A 16,351-nucleotide genomic window follows, 5' to 3' on the forward strand; every position below is an offset into this window, starting at 1 on the left:
GCCGGCTGTCTTTATCGGCTCGCTCGCGAGCATCGAAAAGAAGAGCGGCTACGTCCGCCACTGGCATACGGGTCGCTGGGTGACGCCGACAGACGATCGGGCAGGCAGCGTCCGCGCCACGGCAGCACAGGCGTGTCTGCCTCCGGTGGCGAACTCTCAGAACCGAACTGCGGCCACCGGCGGCCCACGCCGCGCCATCACATGACGCAGCACGCCTGCACGAGGAATCGCTGTCCGATGGTCGATCTGCACCGGGATTCGCGGATTGCTGTCCACCGACGAATGGACGAGAACCAGAAGCAGAGGCGCCAAAGTCCGTGCGTACAGCGCCGCCAGAAGCGCGAACAGGACAACCTCCCCGCGCCACAACCACACCGCGCACACCATCGCAGCCGCGGCATGCGCGGCAACCATCGTGCCCGGTCCGCCGTGCACGACAGGCGATTCGGCCGCAGCCCCATGCGAGGAATCGTGTTCACTCGATATCGACGCGACACCGAACCAGAGGTGGAGGACGGCTTGCATCACCGCCAGCCCACCGCCGATGGCCGAGAAGCCGCGCTGACGGTCGGCCAGCGCCCACGCCACCGAACCGGTGGCGGCGAACGCCAGAACCAGCGCCGACAACGGCACGCTGTGCCCCGCCGTCGCCGCGTGGCCCAGCGCCGAAAGGGACACTCCGATCCCCGCGAACAAGAGTGCACGTGCCGTCCGCGCGTTTCGGGGCACGGGCACACTGTTCATAGCGCCGTCCATCATGACACTCACACGTCGACACCGTCCCGCCGGGTTTCGGTCACGACCACGGATTCGTCACCGGATGGCGGGCTCCCTAGACGCCCGAAGCGCCACGCGGTTACGACTTGCGACGAACTGCCCGCAGGCCGAGTGCGGCGATCAGGCCCAGCCCGCCCAACACAATGCCGATGGCGCCGAGCCAGCGAGCGGTGGTATCGCTCGACGAGCCGGAATTCGACGCCGCCGGTTGGATGTCGCCGTGATTGTTGACTCCACCGGATTGTTTTGCCGCCAAGACCAAAGACGGAGCAGGGCGCTCCGGCTCGGATTCATCGCCGGCCGGCTCCTGGTCCCAGCGCACAACCTGACCGTCAGCGTAAGTCTGCACCGCGGGCATCGTCAGCTTCTCGATATCGGGCAGCCCGTTGGCGAGCACGGAGAACTGCCCGAACTGGCTCGGCCCGATTCCGCCGCCGGAATTCGCCGTCCAGGTGATATCGGTGACATTTCGTCCGGAGTCTTTCCGTACCACCGCTTTCCAGCCCGGCACCGCCTCCGTGTCCGCGGCAGTAACACCAGAAATCTGCACCGCAACTTCGACAGTGGGACTTCCGGTCGCCGATTCGTTCGGTACCCGGAACACCAGGACGGCCGACCCTCCGCGAGAGGCATTCAGCCCTGAGACGGTGACGTGCCCGAATGCTGGCGCAGCCGCCACAGCCACCACAGTCGCCGCAATGGCCGCGGCGGCGCACGCCGATGCGGTACGCGCGATCCAAGAACTGTTCATCGCCGAGACCTCTCCTTCGCGGTGAGAAAACGAACGCAACAGATGCTCGCCGACGACGATATGCCACCACAAACCCTGAACCGTGCATATTCGGTAGCTCGGGTCGCCGGCCACGACCTCGAGGCCTATCTGGTGCTCAGTGGGTGTCGTTCCAGAATTGCGTACCTGCGGCGATCAGTGCAGGGATGCCGACAATGACGGTGCCTGCGACAGCGCCGATGGCGGCCAGTGCCGCACCGGTGACGAGGCAGCCTCCGATCGCGGCGGGAATCGCGAGCAGGCCGATCGACACCACCCCGCCGGTGGCTCCGCCGACGACGCCCCCGGCTACGCAGCCGATGCCGCCTCCGATCGCGCTGCCGAGCAAGCTGCCAACGGTCGCGGCCGCCATCATCGACATGCTGAAGTTGCCGAGGGCCGCGTTGTAGTTCGGGTGGGACAGCGCGTCGATCTCTTGGGCTGTCGATCCGCTGACGGGACTCGCGTCTGCGGGGTCGGTGCTCGGGGTGAGAGTGACGGTGTCGCCGTCGAGTTGTGCTGCGATCGGCATCGCGTTACCGCTGCGGACGTAGGTCAGCGGCAGTGTCGCGACGGACGCTCCGTTCCGGTCGAGAAACCGCAGATGGTTGTCGCTGACGGTCAAAGCGCCGGCATCCATGGTGAGGACAACCGAACGGTCGACGACATTCGCCTGGAAATGGACATCCGGAGTGTCTTGGACGGGATCCGCCGCCGCGGTTCCCGCCGAGATACTCAAAGCCGAGATAACCATCGCCGCGACCGCGGCACCTTTACGGAACATCATTGTTGTCTCTACTCCCGATTTCGTTGTGGGCAGCGTGAATTCACCGCCGACAACAGGTCGCGGATGCGCTCGCGACAGTTCCCGAAACTGCCGTGATGCACGACACATCTATGACCGGCCGAACAGCAGTGCACAATGTGCGCACCCACCGGCAGCCTCCCTACGCGATGATCAACGGTGGGGTCTCGGGGAAGACGACCGGCAATGCCGCCATAGCCCGGTGGAAAGGACCCGGCCGCCAGACCACCTGGTCCGCAGGCACGGCAAGCTGTATCTCGGGGAGGGCATCGAGCAGTTGATCGATGGCGTACTGCACAGTCAGGTACGCGACGGATTTGGCCGGGCAGGAGTGCGGCCCAGAGCTCCACGCCAGATGCGAGCGATTGCCGAGGCTGCTCCCGACGGGGCCGTCGTTCCCGCGGATCTGGGGGTCGTTGTTGCAGGCGGCAAGACTGATGAGGACCGGCTGGTCCGCGGGCAACCAGATACCGTCGATCATTATCGGCTGCCGCGGGTATGTCGTGCAGAAGTTCGCCATGGGCGGGTCGTTGAACAAAACCTCGTCGAGCGCGGAGACGGTCGACAGGTTCCTACCGAGTACATCGCCGAACCGGAACCGGTCGTCGGTGATCATCAGCAGCAGTGCATTCGTGATCAGATTGCGCTGTGCTTCGAAGCCGGCACCGTAAAAGCTCATCAGTTGGGCGAATATTTCCATGTCGTCGAGCTCGACCGGGTGATGCGCCAGTCGCGAGGTGGCGTCGTCGCCGGGCTGGGCGCGCTTGAGCCGAATCAGCTCCATCAGAGCCTCTTTGAGCATCTGCATGCCCTGGGCGCTCTTGACCGTATCGAAGCGCGCGGCCATTCCGTTCGCGACCCGCTGCCCGAGTTCGGCGGGGCAGCCGACCATCCGGTTGAGGACTTCGAGGACGAGCGGAAACGCGTACTGGGTGACCAAGTCGGCGGAACCGGCCTCGCAGAAAGTATTGATCAGCGGGACGGCGATTGCCTCGACGGTGGGATGCAGGGCATGCACATCGATCCCGTCGATGCTCGCGACGGATGCCTGCCGATAGCGAGCATGCACACGTCCGTCGTTGTACCGCGCGGCCGGAAACCACGCCATCATCGGCCGAACGGGACAGTCCTCAGGAACGGTCTTCTGCCAGATTCGTGGATCAGCCGGAAAGTGGGTGGGGTCGTTGAGGATTCGCACCGCGGTCGCGTGGCTGATCACCAGCGTGGCCGGCACACCCGGTGCCAACTCGATCGGAACCAGCGAGCCGTACCTGCGCCGCATCTCGCGGTAGGCGTGATGCGGGTCAGCGACGAACTCCGGCGTATACAGCAAGACTCGGGGGTCATCGGTCTCGATGGATGATCCGTGCGGCACGGGGCGAATTCCGGTCGCGGTGGTGTGCGGCAAGGACATTGGGAACTGTGGTGTGGTCAAAGACATGACTCCAGACGATGGATTCGATGAGCGTTTTCAGTGGGCGCAAACATGCGCCTCGATCACGTGCGTCGAGTGAGGCCATTGGCGTGCCGGGTGCCGGATCGAACAATTCACGTGCTCCGAATGGCGCAAAACGCTTGGCATCCTCGAACTGGTTGACAGCAAACGAATACAACACACTGCGGTCCGAGAACCCAAGGCATCGCCCCACGTTCACCGGCGCCGCGAAGCATGATCGCCTCGGCATCGACGGCAGCGCTCCCTCGAACGGCTCAAGAGGTTCCTCGTAGGCCCCACGCTCGTGTTCCGGCGCGTCGGTGCGCGCCCGTTGCTGTTTCGCGTGGTGCACCGCAGACCGAGACCGCCATGGCGATCAGCGTTGTGAGGGGCCAGAACCATGAAAACACCATGGCGGCATCTTGATTCATCAGCTCCCTCGTCGTTGACCGGGTTTGAAAACTGCAGCCTCCCATGGCCTGTCGTCCAGAACCTGGCGGCTGGGCCCCACGCTAGCAACAATGCGACGACGTTGACTAGTGCTGGCGATAGCGGTAGCGGCCACACTGGCCGGGCGGTCGTTCACCGCGATCGTCGACCGGGCTGTCTCGGCCACGACCTTTCCGCTGGAGGCGGACGCATTCGGGTCCGAATCCACCGGTTCAGGCCGTGGCGGACTGCGTCGGGTCGCCGCTGCGGTGGGGTCCGCCGCCGGGCCGGAACAGCGTGCCTGTTTCCTTGGGCTCCTCCCCGTTCGGCCCGAACACCATCCCGTTCTTCCATGCGCTGCGTTCGAACATTCGCTGCAGCGGCGTGGCCACAAAGGTGGTCACCAGTGTCATGATCGCGAGGATCGTGTACAGCTCGGCGGTGATCAATCCGGCGGACAAACCAATGTTCAACAGCACCAACTCCATCAGCCCGCGCGCGTTGGCGAGCGCGCCCATCGCACCCGCTTCCCGCCAGCCCATACCCTGCGACCGGGCGACCAGGCCGACGGCGCCGAACTTGCTCGCGAACGACACCAGCAGCACGAGCGCGGTCACCGCGAGCACGGCGGGATCGAAGACGAGGCTCAGTTGGGTGTTGAGACCGGTGTAGATGAAGTACGCGGGCAGCAGGAGGTAGGCGACCAACGGATCCAAACGTTCCCGGATCTGCTCCAGCAACGCACCGCGCGGCATGCACAGACCCGCGATGAACGCACCCAGCACCGAGTGGATACCGACGAAATCGGTGAAACTCGCGGCCAGCAGCACGACCACCAGCACAACGACCAGCGGCCCGACCGCGAGTCCGCCCGTGCGTTCGTTGTCACCGCTGTGTGGCCGCCAGGTGGTGAGCCTGGCCAGCAGCCGCCGTCCGATCAGCGTCATGAACAGCACGTAGGCCGATCCGCCACCGGCAGCGAGGAACGCACCGCCCATGCTGTCCTTCGCGGTGGCCACGACAACGGCCAGCAGAATCCACGCGCACGCGTCGTCGACGGCCGCGCACGCCAGCGACATGGTGCCCAACCGCGTCTTCAGCAGCCCGGAGTCGTAGACGATCCACGCCAGAATCGGGAACGCGGTCACCGCCACCGCGGCCGCAAGGAACAGCGCCCCTTGCCAATTCGTCATCTTATCGGTGAAGTACCGGCCCTGGCCTACCATCCACCAGCCGACACATGCGCCGAGCACCATCGGCACCACGACACCGACCGCCGAGGTCGCACCGGCCTGCCGCAGATGCGAGCCGAGAATATCCAGCTTGAACGACGAACCGACCAGGAACATGTACAGGATCAGCCCCAGCTGCCCGACCACATAGATCGCTGTCAGGTTCGGATGCATGATGGGCTCACCGCCCACCTCCAGCTCGAGCGGGAACAGCCACTGCTGGGCGTGCGGCCACGCCCAGCCGAACACCGATGGCCCGAGCAGGAATCCGGCGACCATGACGGCCACCACCTGAACCTGCCCCAATCGCCGCAGCAGCGGCCAGAACAATCGATATGTCAGCAGAATGACCGCCAGTTGTAGGAACAGGTGAGTGGTGATTTCCAGGAGCGATGGCATCGCAGCTCCCCTCCGTCGAGCAGGCTGGCATGTGACACGAAAGAAATAGATCAGGCGGCCCGCAGCATGGTGATGGATAGCCGCCCGGCCTCGACCGCGTCTTGGCGAAGCACCCGCACCTGGAGCTCGGTGCCGAGTATCGCCTCGAGTGTCGGCATTGTGAACCCGTCGCCGGCCAGCATCCTGGTGAGCGGATGGCCGAATCGCCTGATCTCGTCTATGTTCGTCCGGAAGCCCGAACCACCGGCCGGGGAATCGCCCGGTGGTTCGGGGACGGATCGTGTGATCGTCACAGCCGCCAGCTCCGTGCAATTGTTCTCACGAGGAAATCCGTGCGAAAAGCCGGGGCTAATGTCGGGCTAATGTGTGGTGACTTCGGCACCCGTCGGTGGAATGACCGGGCGAGCCACCGCCTCTATCTCCGCGGCGGTGCGGGGTCGATTGGTCAGGCCGAGTATCGGTTCGGTCGTAATTCGCACATCGCCCATCACCGTGTCCGACAACGGGTCGCGCCAGTGGTCCCACACCGGGGACATATCCAGGCCACCCATGTATTTGATATTCACCCCGTCCGACTCCGGGTGGAGACGCTCGGCCTCGGAGAGGATGGTGTCGGTCCCGGCGCGTTCTTGCTCTCCCGAGGACTCGTCCACATCGGTCAGCCCCGCCATAATCCTGGTGAACGACTCCTGCGGGGTGTCGCCACTGTGCACCGCGGTGAGGCTGCTGGCGTGCGAAAAGTATTCGGTGGAGCCGACATACTGTTCGTACATTCGCGAAACCAAGGACAGGAATCGCGTGTACGCCCGTCGATAGGTGTACTCGTAAAAGGCCAGTGCGTCGGTCTCGCTCATCTCGCCCCGTAAGGTGGTCGCAATCGCCGCCGATGCGACCAATCCTGAGTACGTCGCCAAATGCACGCCGGTGGACAACAACGGATCGAGGAAGCACGCCGAGTCACCGACGATGGCATAGCCAGGACCGCAGAACCGATCCGAGGTGTAGGAGTAGTCCTGCTCGGCCCGGACCTCGGCGACCTGCTGCGCTCCATCGAGCAGCGCACTCATCGCCTTACTGTCGCGGATGGCATCGAGGTAGTACGTCTGTGAATCGTGCTCACGTAGTTTCTCGGCGGCCTGGCGTGCGGAAATCACATAGCCGACACTGAAGCGGCCGTCGGACAGTGGAATGTGCCAGAACCAGCCGCCTTCGGCGGTCGACGCGACGTTGATCGCGCCTTCCGGACTATCCGGATGCAGGTGGGCGCCTTTCCAATACGACCAGATCGCGATGTTCCGGAATGCCGGGTGCTGGTGGCGCATACCGAAATGCCGTTTGGACAACAGGCCGTCCCTTCCCGACGCGTCGACGAGGAAATCGAACTCGGTGGTCCGGATTCGATCGTCAACGGGCCCGGTCCATTCGACGGCTGTCGGGCGATCGCCGTCGAACAGCACATTCTTGACAGTGGCCTGCTCGATCACCTCGGCACCCTGTTCGGACGCGTTGCGGAGCAGAATGTTGTCGAACGCGGCTCGGTCGACCTGCCACGACCAAGCTTCCGCGTCCACGAGTTTGGACCAGTCCAACAGCCAAGTATCGTCCTGCCACTGAAAGAACCCGCCCCGTTTCACCTGAAAACCGTGAGCGGCAACCTGGTCGTAGGCACCGGACAGGCGCAGTGTCGACAAGCACGACGCCAGCAGCGACTCCCCGATGTGATACCGCGGGAACTTCTCTCGTTCCAGGAGGGTCACCCGGATCCCCGATCGAGCGAGCAGGGCTGCGGTGGTCGAACCGGCTGGGCCGCCACCTACTACCAGAACATGCGGATTGTTCCCCATAGCAAACTCCCTGGAACTGCTGACAACGGATAGTGCGCCCGCACCGGCGGCCTGACCGACCCGGGACCCACGGCCGTGGGATGAACCCGGATGAATATTGCCGCTGGTTAGCTAGAACGAAACTGCGCACGATGTTTAGTGTAGCAACGAATGTTGAAACCTCAAGTACAAGAACGAATTTGGGATCTCATGACTTACCGCAATGTGGGTAACTGAAGATAAGCGAGTACCCCACTACGAGATATCCGCACCGGACTGCCGTCACTCGGCATGCAGGGGTGGACGTCGACGGAGTCGGCGTCGGTGTTGGCCCAGATGCGTTTCGGGGGTGCGTTTTTCGCCAGGCAGGTATGCCGAAGCGTGGAAGATGACCTGGTCGTTGGCGGGCGGCGATGGTCGGTGTCGGCTGGTCACCCTGCTCTTCCTCCTGAAGAATCAGGGTACGGCGGAGCCTGCGGTTGTAAGCGGCGTTCGCGCAGAATCGGTCCGGCAGTGCTACTGTCGCAGGTTTTGGTCAGCTCCGAGTGGCGGTCGATCATCGTCGGTTGCCGAACTGGTCGTTCGGTTACAGATCCCGCTTGCGCGCGAATCGGGCCGACCCGCAGTCGGCACGCAACCCACACCGACGTGCCCGCAGTCCACCGCAACGGCCCGTCACCGTGGATCGCCCATTCACCGGACACGCCGAACCCATCAGCTCGCCACCACCATCAGCGAACCGGCCGCGACGACCTGAGCATCCGGTGGCAGCGGCACCGACAGATCCGCACGCGGCACGACAGGCACACCGGTTCGGTCCTCGACACCGCACAACGCCGCCCCACCTCGACCGCCCGATCGCGCTGCATCGGATGGCGCTCGCTGCACTGGGCCTAGCGCCACAGCTACTGCGATATCAGCAGGTCAACGAGCTAACCCGGACAAAAGCAGCGAGCCGGTTTACGATGTGCCGTGCCGCACTCCGCTGCGGTACGGCAGTACCAGAACTGAGGAATGTCATGCAAGTGATAGAGCGCGACTCGTTGACCGAAATCACCTCGGTGGTAGTGGATGAGGCGGTCCACAACATAGGCCTCCTCAAAGACTTTCATCAGAATCCGACGCTCAAGGATTTCGTGCCCGAGTTGGCTCGGCTCTCGCTGAGCTGGGTGCGGCTGTTGCCTGGCGAAGAACTGTCGGTGCACGAGCATCCGACGAAAAGCATGATCATCGTCGCGGAAGGCACCGGACGGGCCATCGGCGACATCACCCGAGACATCCGCTCCGGTGACATCGTCGTGGTTCCGCCGGGCTCGAAGCATGGATTCGTGGGCGCCGCGCCGTCGGGCTTCTGGGCTTTGTCGATCCAGTTCGAGGGCGACGGCCTGTACGAGAATCCGGACACCCCGCGCGTCGCCTTCGTCGACGACCGTCCCGACGTCGCGGCTATCCGCGCGGAAAACGACCGGCACCTGCACGAGTATCGGAACAACGCCCTGGTCCGGCTGATCGGTGACATCGATTCGCAACCGCCCGAGGTACGCAGCGGGCTGTTGGACCACCTTCAGGGATGGTCGGACGCATTTCAGCGAGTGATCGCCGCGCGGGTCGTCGGGGAGAACGACAGTTCCGCGCGTCCGCTTGCCGACGAGCATCTCGCCGAGGAGCTCGGGCACAACGTGCTGTTGGCCGAGATCCGCGACAACAGACCGGCGCAGTGGGATCCGGTGATCGCCGCCGCCTCGTCCTGGTTCGTGGATCGCATGGCATCCTCGTCCACCATGGAGCGCACGGTCCTGTCGCATCTTGTGCTCGAGGGCAGCGGATTGGTGTTCCATGCCGCAGGGCTGTCGTCGTTCTCGGCGAGCCGGTATTTCCAGCTGCACGACAGCGCGGACGCGGAGCATCTCGAGATGGGGTACCGGGCCCTGGCGCAGCGCCGGGACTGGACACCGGCGGAGGTAGGAGAGGTGCTGACGAAAGGCTGGAAGATGATGCACCTGCTGTCCGACCGCATCGCGGAATGCGCGCTGCGGACCGCACCCGCAAACCATGTCTAGCGATCAGGCGCTATTCGAAGAGCGCGAGCGCAGGGTCCTGGCCGCGGTGTTCGGCAGGGACAAGGCCGTCATGGCTGAGCTGATGCACCCGGATGGTTACGGATTCGATGCCACGATGGGCTTGGTGAGCCAACGTGAACTCATCGACGGCATCGACGCACTCGCCCAGAACGCCGGTTTCGAGGCCGATGAGATACGAGTGGTGCCCGCGGGGCCGAAGGTCACCGCGCTGACATACCGGCTGCGGCAATGGGGCGACTTCAACGGCACGCCGTTGCCGGAAGTCGTCTACTGCAGCAGTGTATGGCGGCTCGGCCACGGCGGCTGGCAAGCGATCTTCCACCACGAAACACCGACGCAATCGACCGGGTAGTGCCGTGCTCAGCGAGACGTACTTCTGGCGGCAGGCATTCTGTCGACTCTACGAGACCCAGGTACCCATCGTGCCGCTGGGAAAGATCATGCACTGGCGTGCAGTGGTCGACGCGCTCGGCGTGGAATCCCCGACAGCCCGAGACCGGGCGCTCGTCACCGACGACTACTTCTATCGACCGCACTCAGCTGCTCCGACCTCGGCCGAACTGGACGCGCACCGTCACGAAGGCGCGGTAGGCGGAGCACAGTGGCTGCTGCATCCGGTGGTGCGTCGCGATGGCGCCGACGTGCCCGCTTTTCGCGGCTTCGTGGAGTTGCCCTGGTTCGTGGAGGCCGAGTTCGTCGTGCGCGACGGCCTCGATCGTGACCTGCGGGGGTTGCTCGGGGGATCCCGGTTGCGGGAGCTGAGCCGACTGGTCCGCCGCGCCGACGAGCATTTCGGATGGGAGGTGGCGACCGGAGCCCGGGTCGATGACGAAACCCTGGTGGCCTTCGACCGACTGCACCAGCTGAATCTTGCGAAGTACGGGCACTCCCGAAATCATTTCTCCCTCTCCATCCTGCGCGACGTCGCGATATCCGCACTGCGGGAACGGGTGTGCGTGTTCCTGCACCGCCGACATTCCGATGGCACACTGGTGCAGGCCGTGCTGGGGATGCACTATCCGGAGTCGAATGCGTTGGAAGTCCTGGTGCAAGGCATAGACCACGCCGCGGTGGCCCGGTCCCATAACCTGTATGCCGTTGCGCTGTACCGGATCTACCGGTGGGGGCTGGCCCGGGACATCCACCGGTTCAACCTCGGCCGCGGTGCCCAACTGGCGAAGCTCAACCTGGGCGCGAACCGATTCCATGTCGTCAGCAACCACATCGCACCGGTCGACGACACCCGCCCCGGAGATTTCGGCGCGCTGCAGGCCGCCGCGCGTGCGTCGATCGACAAGGCCCTGGCCGCGCTGGCGACGGCAGCCGATCGCAGGGACGGCGGCAGAAACGTCATGCTGCCACGGAGGATCGCATGCCCAGCGGTGATCGCGTGAGTGGGCTCGGCACCGCCGGACGGGTCGGCGCGGTGTGGTTGGACGGCAGGCACGTGCCACCCGACCAGGCGAATCTGCCGGTGCTGAGCCTCGGCCTGCACAACGCGCTCTGCGTGTTCGAAGGTATCCGGGCATATGACGGCAAGCCGTTCGCGACAGCGGCACACGTGGATCGGTTGTGCGCTTCGTCCGCCATGATCGGAATGTCCCTGCCGTGGAGCGCGGCACAGATCGCCGCCGCGATCGACGAGACCGTGACCGCCGCTGGTTACTCCGACGCCTATATCCGGCCGGTCGCCTGGCGAGGGGACGAGGTGATCGGCATCGATCCGACCGGAACCACCGTTCATCTCGCCATCGCGGTGCTGCGCTGGCCGCGGCAACCGCAGGCACCAAGGCGACCGCTGCGACTGGGCCTGTCCCGATGGGCCAGGCCTGCCCCGAACATGGCGCCGGTCGGGGCGAAAACCTCCGCCAGTTACCTCGTCGGATCGCTAGCGCTGGCCGAGGCGAAGCAGCACGGTTTCGACGACGCGGTGCTGCTCGACCATCATGGCAGGATCGCCGAGGCGACCGGCGCCAACATTTTCGTCGTCCGCGCCGGCGAGCTGGCTACGCCGGTGGCAGACACTTTCCTGGACGGCATCACGCGGCAGACCGTCCTCGAACTGGCCGGGCACGCCGGCATCCCGACGCGGGTGACCCGTCTGGCGCTGGACGACGTCTCCGCAGCGGACGAAGTGTTCCTCACCGGAACCGCGGTCGGGGTGCAGCCCGTCGGGCATTTCCTGGACACCGAATACCTCGACGATCGTCCGATCACCCAGACCTTGGCGGACGCGTACTCCCGCCTCGTCATCGCCCACCGGGAAAAGGAGTGGCCACGCGTACCATCGGCATAGTCGGCACCGGGATATCGGCACTGCATCTGGCGCTGTTTCTGCAGCAGCAGGGTATCCGAACCACGCTGTACACCGACAAGACTCCTGAGCAGATCCGTGCCGGCCGGATCCCCAACAACGTATGCCGGTTCGGCCGCACCAGGGCCCGCGAGCGTGCGCTCGGCATCGATCACTGGGACTTCACCGACTTCGGCATGAGCTGCGCGCATGTCCGGGTACGCACCGATCCCCCGATCGCGTTCTGCGGGAACCTGACCCACGAGGCCAGCTTCGTCGACTTCCGGATCTACCTGCCGCGGTTGGTGGCCGACTACCGTGACCGTGGCGGCGCTGTCGTCGCGATACCGGATGTGGGCGCCGCCGTCGCCCGGTACCGGGACGACCACGACCTGATAGTGGTGGCCGCGGGTGGCGTTGGCATCGATGCCCTGTTCCCCCGCGTCGAGTCCCGCTCCGCCGAGCGCCCGGCCCGGATTCTGCTCGCCGGGTTGTTCCACGGGGTGGCGCACACCGAGCCGATGGGAATGCACCTCGAGATCGTCCCCGACGCGGGCGAGATCTTCCAGACTCCGGTCCATTCCGTGACCGGACGAGTAGCGGGCATAACGTTCGAGGCCGTCCCGGACGGACCGTGGGCGTCCCGGTTGCGCGACCGGTACTACGACGACCCGGACGCATGCGCGCGAGTCGTGCTGGAACTGCTGCGGGACATAGACTCGGAGATCCTCGGCCGCATCGATGTTCGTCGGTTCGCCCTCACCCGCCCACTGGACCTGCTGCAAGGTTCGATCACCCCCACCGTACGCAGGCCGTGGGCTCGGTTGGGCCCGAACACCTATGCCGTCGCCGTCGGCGACGCAGCGGTGCTCAACGACCCGGTCACCGGCCAAGGAGGCAACCTCGCCTCAGCCGCCGCGTGGGAACTCGGGCAAACCATCCTCGCCGATCCGGTATTCGACGAGCGGTTCTGCCGCACATGGGAATCGACATTGTGGAATCTGGCCGCGGACGTCACCGAGTGGACGGCATCCGCGCTCGGCCCTCCGCCGGATCATGTCGTCGCCCTGCTCCGAGCGGCCGGGCAGAGCCAAGACCTCGCCGACGCGTTCCTGGACAACTTCGACGCTCCGAAAGCGATGTGGAATTCCCTGGCCACTCCGCGGCGAGCGACGGCGTTCATGCGCCGGGTCACTTCGGATCTCGTCGCCGAGGCTCCGGACCACACGGTCGTCGATCGGGAGCGACAGCTACTGGACGCGCTCGCCGGCGATGACATCCGCGCCCTGCATCCGTTCGTCGCGTCCGACGGAATTCTGGTCACCGAGGACGGCTGCCATTCCCGAGACAACTGGCAGAAGGCTGTCGAGCCGACCTGCACCCCTGATCGACCGGCCGGCTTTTCCGTGCTGAGACCGGCCGATGCCACGCTGCTGGTGACCTACCGACAAGGCTCACTGCACTGTTCGACTCTCTGGCGCCGCGATCGACCCGACAGCTGGGTGGCCGTGGTGCACCACCGCTCCCCCGCGCCTTCGGAGTTGCCATGACAGTCCGTCCGGAACAACTTCCCGCCTCCTTCGGCGGGGAAATCATCGAGCCCGCGCACCCCGGCTACGACCGGGCTCGGCAGATATGGAAAGGGCTGGATCGCCGCCCCGCCCTGATCGCAAGGTGCGCCGACGTATCGGACGTCCAACGCGTCATCGAACACGCTGCGAGCGAAGATATTCCGCTCGCCGTCAGCGGAGCAGGCCACGACATCGCCGCCAGGTCCATGCCCGATGGCGCGTTGGTCGCGTCCACCCTGGCGTTGGACGGAATCGAGATAGATCCCGTCCGACGCCTCGCCCGAGTCCAAGCAGGAGTGCGCTGGGGCAGCCTGGTGGCAGCGGCTGCGCGCCACGGACTGGCCACCACCGGCGCCTCCGTGGCGACCGTCGGAGTCGCCGGGTTCGCGCTGCACGGCGGACTCGGTTGGCTGATGCGTAGTTTCGGAACGGCCTGCGACAACATCCAGGCGTTGGACGTGGTCACCGCCGACGGGCAGCTGCGAACCGTCGACGCGCGCAGCGATCCCGACCTCTTCTGGGCCATGCGTGGGGCAGGGTCGAATTTCGGAGCCATCACTTCGCTGACGCTGCGCCTGCACCCGGTGAGCCGGGTTGTCGCCGGAGTCAAGCTCTATCCCGCGGCCAAGGCCCGCGACGTGTTCGACGCGTATCGGCGGATCACCGCCGACGCCGGTGACGAACTGGTCACACACTTCTACTACAACGGCAATCCGGACGGAACACACAGCGTCGGAATCGGCCTGTGCTTCAACGGCCCAGCGGCCACAGCAGCAGCAGCTCTGGCTCCCTTGGAGTCTCTCGGGCAGCCGACGCAGGACTCGGTGCGGGAGAAAGGAATCGACGAGCTTCAGATGGTGCACGACGCCAGTACTCCGTTCGGCGCCCGATACCATCTGCGTGCTCATTATTTGTCCGAGTTCAGCGACGACGCCGCCTATGCGATCCTGGCGCATTGCCGAAGCATCAGTGCGCCCTTCACACAGGTATTCGTGGAGCATCTCGGCGGTGCTGTCGGCCGAATACCGCACGATGCCACAGCATTTCGTGGACGCCATGCCCAATTTTCTTTCCTCGTGATCAACGGCTGGAAAAATCCGGCCGAGGATTCCGAACGAGTGGCGTGGACCCGAGCGTTCGGCGAAGCCGTTGCGCCGCACGCGACCGAAGGCGCCTACGTCAATTACCTCGACTACGACGAAGACCATCGGATACCCGAAGCGTACGGCGCGGGCTATCCGAAACTTCGGTCGCTGAAGCGGCGCTACGACCCGACCAATATGTTCCGGTTCAACAGCAATATCGTCCCGGAGGCCGACGATGAAACTCGATGACAAGACAGCGGTCGTGACCGGCGCCTCGCGTGGTATCGGGGCGGCTACCGCGGTGGAACTGGCCTCCCACGGCGCGACCGTAATCCTCAACTACCAGAACGAACAGTACAGGGCCGAGGCCGAAGTGGTCGCGGCGTCGATCGAAGACAACGGCGGCCATGCGCATCTCGTCCAAGCCGATCTGCGGGAAGCCGAGCAGCGCCGACATCTCGTCGACAGCGCGGTGTCACTCGGAGGCAAGCTGGACATTCTGGTCAACAACGCGGGGGTCTACCGCCGACGGCGCACCGAAGACATCGATGAGGACTACCTTGCCGAGCACCTCGACATCAATGTCCGGGGTGGCCTACTCACCACTGTCGCGGCGTCGAAATATCTGAACGACGGCGGCCGCATCGTCTATATCTCCTCCGGGCTGGCCAGGCGCATCGCCGCAACCAGCTCGGTCTACGCCGCCACCAAGGCCGCCATCGAGGCCGCAGCCCGCTGTCAAGCAGCCGAATTCGGTCAACGCCGGATCACGGTCAACGCCATCGCGCCCGGAATCGTCGACACCGCACAGTTGGCCGGCAACCTCACCCCGCCGGAGCGAGCGGCGCTGGTCTCCGTCACCGCGCTCGGCCGGGTCGGACAGCCCCGCGACATCGCCACAGTCGTCGCATTCCTCGCCTCCGACGACGCAGGATGGATCACCGGACAAGTCATCGACGTGGACGGGGGCCTACAGTGAGCGCCCGCGCGGACGACGTGGACATGTCCTCCCCGTTGGCGCGCCTGCCGAACGCCCGCCGGAATCGCTATAGCGCCGGTTCGACGAGACCGTCACCACCGCCTGCACTCTCGTCTCAGGGCCGTCCGGCCGGCGACCCCGTCTACCGGCCGTCGTGCTGTCGCTGCTCGGCTTCGATCTCAGCCGCAAGGGCAGATCGCTCGGCCTGATGTCGAGCAAGCGGCTCAGCGCTGTAGGCAGTCCATGCGGCCTCCTGGGCCGCGGTCATCTGTGCTCCGACGACTTCGGATTCGACATCCGGATGGGCGTCGAGGAACCGATCGAACAGTAAACCCATCTCCCGGCTGTGCCTGCGGTTGAGCTCGATCCGTCGCGGGTCCACCTGCCTCCAATCCTCGCAGAGCGCCAACTGGTCGAACACGACCAAAGCTATCCGCATCGGGTCGTCCGGCGGGTGCACCCGCAATGTGTGATGCGGATTTTGTTCATCGTCAACGATCACAACGGTATCGATCCCGGCCGGTAGGTCGGCGGGCCAATCGATCTCATCGGTGGGCTCCTCGACGAGGACCCAGGCGAGCCTTCCTCGTAGGCCCGTCTGGTCGTAGCGCAGTGGCGTAAGGCCCTGATTCTCGCTCATATGATGATCACTCCCGACTCTAATGGTCGATCT

The 16,351-nt window shown here is 65.0% G+C and carries 15 protein-coding genes; 7 read left to right on the forward strand and 8 right to left on the reverse strand.

Annotated features, from left to right (window positions below; all coding sequences use genetic code 11):
- Window positions 1-156: 156 nt before the first annotated feature.
- The 7 genes from OHB12_RS16440 to qhpG all read right to left on the reverse strand — a co-directional run bounded on the left by OHB12_RS16440 (window position 157) and on the right by qhpG (window position 7,690).
- Complete coding sequence (locus tag OHB12_RS16440; protein ID WP_327120479.1) at window positions 157-768, reverse strand: hypothetical protein; 612 nt, start codon at window positions 766-768, stop codon at window positions 157-159.
- A gap of 88 nt (window positions 769-856) precedes the next feature.
- The gene (locus OHB12_RS16445; protein ID WP_327120481.1) at window positions 857-1,528 is read right to left on the reverse strand and encodes a YcnI family copper-binding membrane protein; all 672 of its coding nucleotides are present in this window, start codon (window positions 1,526-1,528) and stop codon (window positions 857-859) included.
- Between the two features lie 136 nt (window positions 1,529-1,664).
- Complete coding sequence (locus tag OHB12_RS16450; protein WP_327120483.1) at window positions 1,665-2,333, reverse strand: hypothetical protein; 669 nt, start codon at window positions 2,331-2,333, stop codon at window positions 1,665-1,667.
- 160 nt (window positions 2,334-2,493) lie between these two features.
- A complete protein-coding gene (locus OHB12_RS16455) occupies window positions 2,494-3,765 on the reverse strand; it encodes a cytochrome P450 (protein WP_327120485.1) in 1,272 nt (423 codons plus the stop codon).
- 683 nt (window positions 3,766-4,448) lie between these two features.
- Window positions 4,449-5,846: a cation:proton antiporter gene (locus tag OHB12_RS16460; RefSeq protein WP_327120487.1), complete on the reverse strand. Its 1,398-nt coding sequence runs from the start codon at window positions 5,844-5,846 to the stop codon at window positions 4,449-4,451.
- 50 nt (window positions 5,847-5,896) lie between these two features.
- A complete protein-coding gene (locus OHB12_RS16465) occupies window positions 5,897-6,139 on the reverse strand; it encodes a hypothetical protein (RefSeq protein ID WP_327120489.1) in 243 nt (80 codons plus the stop codon).
- Between the two features lie 66 nt (window positions 6,140-6,205).
- Window positions 6,206-7,690 (reverse strand): flavin-dependent monooxygenase QhpG, encoded by a 1,485-nt coding sequence (qhpG, locus tag OHB12_RS16470; protein WP_327120491.1) that lies wholly within the window; start codon window positions 7,688-7,690, stop codon window positions 6,206-6,208.
- 998 nt (window positions 7,691-8,688) lie between these two features.
- Here qhpG and OHB12_RS16475 point away from each other — a divergent pair.
- From OHB12_RS16475 to OHB12_RS16505, 7 genes are read left to right on the forward strand one after another with little or no spacing between them, the layout of a single operon-like run.
- Window positions 8,689-9,729: a cupin domain-containing protein gene (locus OHB12_RS16475; protein ID WP_327120493.1), complete on the forward strand. Its 1,041-nt coding sequence runs from the start codon at window positions 8,689-8,691 to the stop codon at window positions 9,727-9,729.
- Window positions 9,722-10,102, forward strand: coding sequence for a nuclear transport factor 2 family protein (locus tag OHB12_RS16480; protein ID WP_327120495.1), 381 nt, complete (start codon window positions 9,722-9,724; stop codon window positions 10,100-10,102). Before OHB12_RS16475 ends, OHB12_RS16480 begins: the two co-directional genes overlap by 8 nt.
- A 4-nt stretch (window positions 10,103-10,106) precedes the next feature.
- Window positions 10,107-11,144, forward strand: a complete 1,038-nt coding sequence (locus OHB12_RS16485; RefSeq protein ID WP_327120497.1) for a GNAT family N-acetyltransferase — start codon at window positions 10,107-10,109, stop codon at window positions 11,142-11,144.
- Window positions 11,123-12,046 carry an aminotransferase class IV gene (locus OHB12_RS16490; RefSeq protein WP_327120500.1) on the forward strand — a complete coding sequence of 308 codons (924 nt, stop codon included), beginning with the start codon at window positions 11,123-11,125 and terminating at the stop codon, window positions 12,044-12,046. Before OHB12_RS16485 ends, OHB12_RS16490 begins: the two co-directional genes overlap by 22 nt.
- The gene (locus OHB12_RS16495; protein ID WP_327120502.1) at window positions 12,022-13,593 is read left to right on the forward strand and encodes a styrene monooxygenase/indole monooxygenase family protein; all 1,572 of its coding nucleotides are present in this window, start codon (window positions 12,022-12,024) and stop codon (window positions 13,591-13,593) included. The genes OHB12_RS16490 and OHB12_RS16495 overlap by 25 nt, the downstream gene beginning before the upstream one ends.
- A complete protein-coding gene (locus OHB12_RS16500; protein ID WP_327120504.1) occupies window positions 13,590-14,948 on the forward strand; it encodes an FAD-binding oxidoreductase in 1,359 nt (452 codons plus the stop codon). The genes OHB12_RS16495 and OHB12_RS16500 overlap by 4 nt, the downstream gene beginning before the upstream one ends.
- Window positions 14,935-15,678: an SDR family NAD(P)-dependent oxidoreductase gene (locus OHB12_RS16505; protein WP_327120506.1), complete on the forward strand. Its 744-nt coding sequence runs from the start codon at window positions 14,935-14,937 to the stop codon at window positions 15,676-15,678. The genes OHB12_RS16500 and OHB12_RS16505 overlap by 14 nt, the downstream gene beginning before the upstream one ends.
- Before the next feature lie 142 nt (window positions 15,679-15,820).
- On the opposite strand, the gene OHB12_RS16510 is transcribed toward OHB12_RS16505, so the two are convergent.
- Window positions 15,821-16,318 carry a DUF7161 family protein gene (locus tag OHB12_RS16510; protein ID WP_327120508.1) on the reverse strand — a complete coding sequence of 166 codons (498 nt, stop codon included), beginning with the start codon at window positions 16,316-16,318 and terminating at the stop codon, window positions 15,821-15,823.
- Window positions 16,319-16,351: the final 33 nt, after the last annotated feature.

This window comes from Nocardia sp. NBC_01730 (genome assembly GCF_035920445.1).
GTDB lineage: Bacteria > Actinomycetota > Actinomycetes > Mycobacteriales > Mycobacteriaceae > Nocardia.